Consider the following 4,689-nt stretch of genomic DNA (forward strand, 5'->3'; position numbering starts at 1 on the left):
GACGGCTATGAGGTGAAGCCATGAGCCCCGATCTGTCATCGCTAGGCACGAAGCGATCCATGCTCGCTCACGCTTTACGCTCGCCTCAAAGGGGATGGATGGCCGCGCTGCGCTCGCCATGACGGATAGGGAGGGCTGCGATCGCCATGACGGGTGTGGATGGCCGCGCTGCGCTCGCCATGACGGATAGGGAGGGCTGCCCTCGCCATGACGTGTATGGATGGCTGCGCTCGGCATGACGGATATGAGGTGAATCCATGAGCCCCGATCTGTCATCGCGAGGCACGAAGCGATCCATGGCCAGCAAAGGGCCGCCGTGCGCACTGGGCCCCAGGTCTTCACCCGGGATGACAACCGCCCCGGGATGACAACCGCCCCGGGATAACAACCGACCCGGGATGCCTCTGCCCCGGGGAAAAAACTTGAGCACCACAGAGGACTCAACTTGATCGGGTCGGCCCCATCGGTTGGCTGCACTTCTGGCCAAAGCGCCAAAGCGCCAAGAGGACATTTTGTGATGCTCCGACAGTCACTTGAACTTCACGCCGCAGACCCTTGAGTTTCATATTTTTGTCACATTGGCGGGTTAGTCTGAAGATCATCTCTTCACCTTTTAGGATTCCCATGAAACTTCGTCTCACCCTGGGCTGGGCAGCGCTGGCCGCTGTTGTTTTGGCAGGCCCCGCAGGGGCCATGGACCCGCGCTTCAGAGACGCCAACGGCGACATGGTGGCCGATGCCCCCACGGACGCCAAGCAGTGGATCGACCCTGCCACATTGGTGTTTGCTTACACACCCGTGGAAGACCCCGCTGTTTACGCCCCCGTTTGGGCTCCCTTCTTGGACCACTTGTCCAAAGTCACGGGCAAACGTGTTCAGTTCTTCCCCGTTCAAAGCAATGCCGCTCAACTCGAGGCCATGCGCGCTGGCCGCTTGCATGTGTCGGGCTTCAACACCGGCTCCAACCCCATCGCTGTGAACTGTGCTGGTTTTGTGCCCTTTGCCATGATGGCGTCCAAGGACAACCGCTTCGGTTACGAAATGGAATTCATCACTTTCCCAGGCAGCGGCATCGAAAAAATCGAAGACATCAAAGGCAAGCGCATGGCCTTCACGTCTGAGACCTCCAACTCGGGCTACAAAGCCCCCTCAGCTTTGATGCGTCAGCAATTCAAGATGGAAGCGGGCAAGGACTTCACACCCGTGTTCAGCGGCAAGCACGACAACTCGATCTTGGGCGTGGCCAACAAAGACTACCCTGCAGCCGCGATTGCCAACTCGGTCAAGTCACGCATGGAAGCCCGTGGCGTGGTCAAGCCCGAGCAAACCAAGGTGATCTACAAATCGGCCTCCTTCCCTACCACGGGTTATGGCTATGTTTACAACCTCAAGCCCGAGTTGGCCGAGAAGATCAAACAGGCCTTCTTCAGCTTCAACTGGGAAGGCACGACCATGGCGGCCGAATTCAACAAAGCACAGCCACCCCAGGAAAAGTTCATGCCCATCACCTACAAGCAGCACTGGGCTGTGGTGCGCGAGATCGACCAGGCCATGAACGTCAGCTACGCCTGCAAGTGAGGACCTCAGATGCTGCAGCTGCAACAGTTGGACAAGCGCTACCCCACGGGTGATCTTGCGCTGAAAAGCGTGAGCTTGAACGTGGCCTCGGGTGAGGTCTTGGGTTTGATCGGGCCTTCGGGCGCGGGCAAATCCACGCTCATTCGGTGCGTGAACCGGCTGGTGCAGCCCACAGCGGGGCAGATCGTGCTCGATGGCCAAGACTTGGGGGCGCTGGGATCGTCCGGGCTGCGCTTGGCGCGTCGGCACATCGGCATGATTTTTCAGGAGTACGCCCTGGTTGAGCGTTTGACCGTGATGGAAAACCTGTTGTCGGGCCGGCTCGGTTACACCGGGTTTTGGGCCAGTTGGTTTCGGCGCTTTGAAGCCCAAGACATCGAGCAGGCCTATGCGCTGCTTGAGCGCGTGGGCCTGGGCGGCATGGAGAACAAGCGCGCCGATGCGCTGTCGGGCGGGCAACGCCAGCGCGTGGGCATTGCCCGCGCTTTGATGCAAAGCCCCAAGTTGCTGCTGGTGGACGAGCCCACCGCCAGCCTGGACCCCAAGACATCGCGCCAAATCATGCGTTTGATTTTGGCGCTGTGCCAAGAGCGCGGACTGGCCGCGATCGTCAACATCCACGATGTGGTGTTGGCCACCGAATTTTTGCCACGCATCGTGGGTTTGCGCGCGGGCAGCGTGGTGTTTGACGGCCCTGCTGCACAGGTTGACCGCGCTGTGCTAACGCGCATTTATGGCGACGAAGACTGGACCGCCATCACAGAGCGCATGCAAGCCACGGCACAGGCATCCCAAGACCGTGCCGAAAACAAGCTGGCCCTGACCGCCGCATGAGCGCCGAGACACCGCAGCTGGGTGCACGCCCCATGCGCACCTGGAGGCCACCACCCTTCATTGCCAGTGCGCGCACACGCTGGGCGCTTTACATCGGCGCGCTGATTTACCTGGTGCTGGCCATCGCTTCGGTCGATGTCAATTGGGCCCGCATGGTGCTGGGGCTGGAACGCGGCTGGGCCTTTGTGCAGGGCTTCATGTACCCCGACTTTTCCAGCCGGTGGGGCGATATCGCGCTGGGCTTTGAAGAAAGCCTGACCATGACGGTGACGTCCACCGCTTTGGGTGTGTTCTTGTCGATTCCTGTGGCGGTCGGCGCTTCGCGCAATTTGGCACCCACCTGGATTTATCTGGTGTGCCGCGCTTTCATTGCCGCATCGCGCACCTTGAACGAAATCATTGTGGCGATTTTTTTGGTGGCCATGTTCGGCTTTGGCCCCTTTGCGGGTTTCTTGACCCTGACCTTTGCGACCATTGGTTTCATGGCCAAGCTCATGGCCGAAGACATCGAAGAGATCCAAGCCTCTCAACTCGAAGCCTTGCGGGCCACGGGCGCGGGCTATGTGCAGGTGTTGGACTTTGCGGTGTTGTCGCAAGTCATGCCCCGTTTGCTGGGTTTGTCTTTGTACCGGCTGGACATCAATTTCCGCGAGTCGGCGGTGATCGGCATTGTGGGTGCCGGTGGCATTGGGGCCACCCTCAACACCGCCATGGACCGCTATGAGTTTGACTCTGCCGCCGCGATTTTGTGGGTGATCATCGTCATCGTCATGTTCGCCGAATACAGCTCGGGACGGCTGAGAAAGTTCATCCAATGAGCACGTCCTCCAGCCCCAAGCATTGGCGCAAGCGCTCACCTCGCTCAGAGTTGGGGGTGTTCATGCTGTGGGTCTTGGTCTTGGCCTTTGTGAGCTGGACCTTCCAGGTCATGACCCAAGACACGATCTGGGCCTATGTGACCGATGCACCGGCCCAGTTCAAAGACATTGGCTCGCGCATGATGCCGCCCGCTTGGGGCTCTGTGCACGAGTTGTGGTGGCCTTTGTGGGAAACCATCAACATCGCGAGCTTGGGCACCTTGTTGGGTTTGGTCATGGCCGTGCCCATCGCCTTTTTGGCCGCCAGCAACACCACCCCAAGCACCAGCTTGGTTCGGCCGGTGGCCTTGTTTGTGATCGTCGCCTCGCGCTCCATCAACTCGCTCATTTGGGCTTTGTTGCTGGTGGCGATTTTGGGGCCGGGTGTGTTGGCCGGTATCTTGGCGATCGCGCTGCGCTCGATTGGTTTCATCGGCAAATTGCTGTACGAGGCCATCGAAGAAATCGACACCGACCAAGTCGAAGCGATTGAGGCCACGGGCGCATCGGCTGCCCAAACCATGGCCTGGGGCGTGGTGCCGCAAGTGGCCCCCACTTTGGCAGGCATCAGCGTGTTTCGCTGGGACATCAACATCCGAGAATCCACCGTGCTAGGTTTGGTGGGTGCGGGCGGGATCGGGGTCAAGCTGGAGGCCGCCTTGAATACCTTGGCTTGGCCCAAAGTCACCATGCTGCTGATTTTGATTTTGTTCACGGTGGTGTTCAGCGAGTGGATCACCGCCAAAGTTCGGCAAAAACTGATTTAGCCCCGCGGCGTTTGCAAGCGCCCCCCTGCCGCCTGTTCTGTCATCAAAGTGCCACACGCGCTCGCTACGCTCGATCTGTCAAAGACAACAACAACCATTTTTTGTTGAAGCACTTTGCCACCACCCCTGAAAAATTTTACGGAGTTTCCATGCAATTGAACCCCTTGCTCAAAGCCGTTATCTCTGGCGCATTGATCGCCGTGCTGGCCGTGCCAGCCATGGCGCAAAAAACCGTTTTGTCGGTTTACACCGCCCTCGAAAACGACCAACTGGGTCCCTACAAAAAAGCCTTTGAGACCGCCCACCCCGAAGTGGAAATCGCTTGGGTGCGTGACTCCACCGGCATCATGACCGCGCGCATCTTGGCCGAAAAAGACAACCCCCGCGCCGACGTGATCTGGGGCCTGGGTGCCTCCAGCATCGCCTTGTTCGACTCGATGAACATGCTGCACGCTTACAGCCCCAAAGGCGTTGACCAGATCAAGCCCGCATTTCGCAGCAGCAAGACGCCTGAAGTGGACCCCAAAGTCAGGACAGACTTGATGGCCGTTTAAGTTGCACTCAACTGCTCACAGCTGCTCAGCGCTGCCCCGGTTTTTGCCTTTTGTATTGCAGGCTCAATCTCGATTCTGACTTCCTCGTTCGCAGTCCCG

The 4,689-nt window shown here is 59.1% G+C and carries 5 protein-coding genes; all 5 read left to right on the forward strand.

Annotation, left to right across the window (positions count from 1 at the left end; translation table 11 throughout):
- The first annotated feature begins 624 nt into the window (after positions 1-624).
- The 5 genes from phnD to ACIQ39_RS18565 all read left to right on the forward strand — a co-directional run bounded on the left by phnD (position 625) and on the right by ACIQ39_RS18565 (position 4,590).
- Complete coding sequence (gene phnD / locus ACIQ39_RS18545) at positions 625-1,578, forward strand: phosphate/phosphite/phosphonate ABC transporter substrate-binding protein (protein WP_396436062.1); 954 nt, start codon at positions 625-627, stop codon at positions 1,576-1,578.
- A gap of 9 nt (positions 1,579-1,587) precedes the next feature.
- Positions 1,588-2,412 (forward strand): phosphonate ABC transporter ATP-binding protein, encoded by an 825-nt coding sequence (gene phnC, locus ACIQ39_RS18550; RefSeq protein ID WP_396436063.1) that lies wholly within the window; start codon positions 1,588-1,590, stop codon positions 2,410-2,412.
- Positions 2,409-3,230, forward strand: a complete 822-nt coding sequence (gene phnE, locus ACIQ39_RS18555) for a phosphonate ABC transporter, permease protein PhnE (protein ID WP_396436064.1) — start codon at positions 2,409-2,411, stop codon at positions 3,228-3,230. Before phnC ends, phnE (ACIQ39_RS18555) begins: the two co-directional genes overlap by 4 nt.
- Positions 3,227-4,036 carry a phosphonate ABC transporter, permease protein PhnE gene (gene phnE / locus ACIQ39_RS18560; protein WP_396436065.1) on the forward strand — a complete coding sequence of 270 codons (810 nt, stop codon included), beginning with the start codon at positions 3,227-3,229 and terminating at the stop codon, positions 4,034-4,036. Before phnE (ACIQ39_RS18555) ends, phnE (ACIQ39_RS18560) begins: the two co-directional genes overlap by 4 nt.
- A 149-nt stretch (positions 4,037-4,185) precedes the next feature.
- Positions 4,186-4,590, forward strand: a complete 405-nt coding sequence (locus tag ACIQ39_RS18565; RefSeq protein ID WP_396436066.1) for a hypothetical protein — start codon at positions 4,186-4,188, stop codon at positions 4,588-4,590.
- The last annotated feature ends 99 nt before the right edge of the window (positions 4,591-4,689 follow it).

Origin of the sequence: Limnohabitans sp. (genome assembly GCF_044361645.1) — a bacterium.
Classification (GTDB): domain Bacteria; phylum Pseudomonadota; class Gammaproteobacteria; order Burkholderiales; family Burkholderiaceae_C; genus Limnohabitans_A.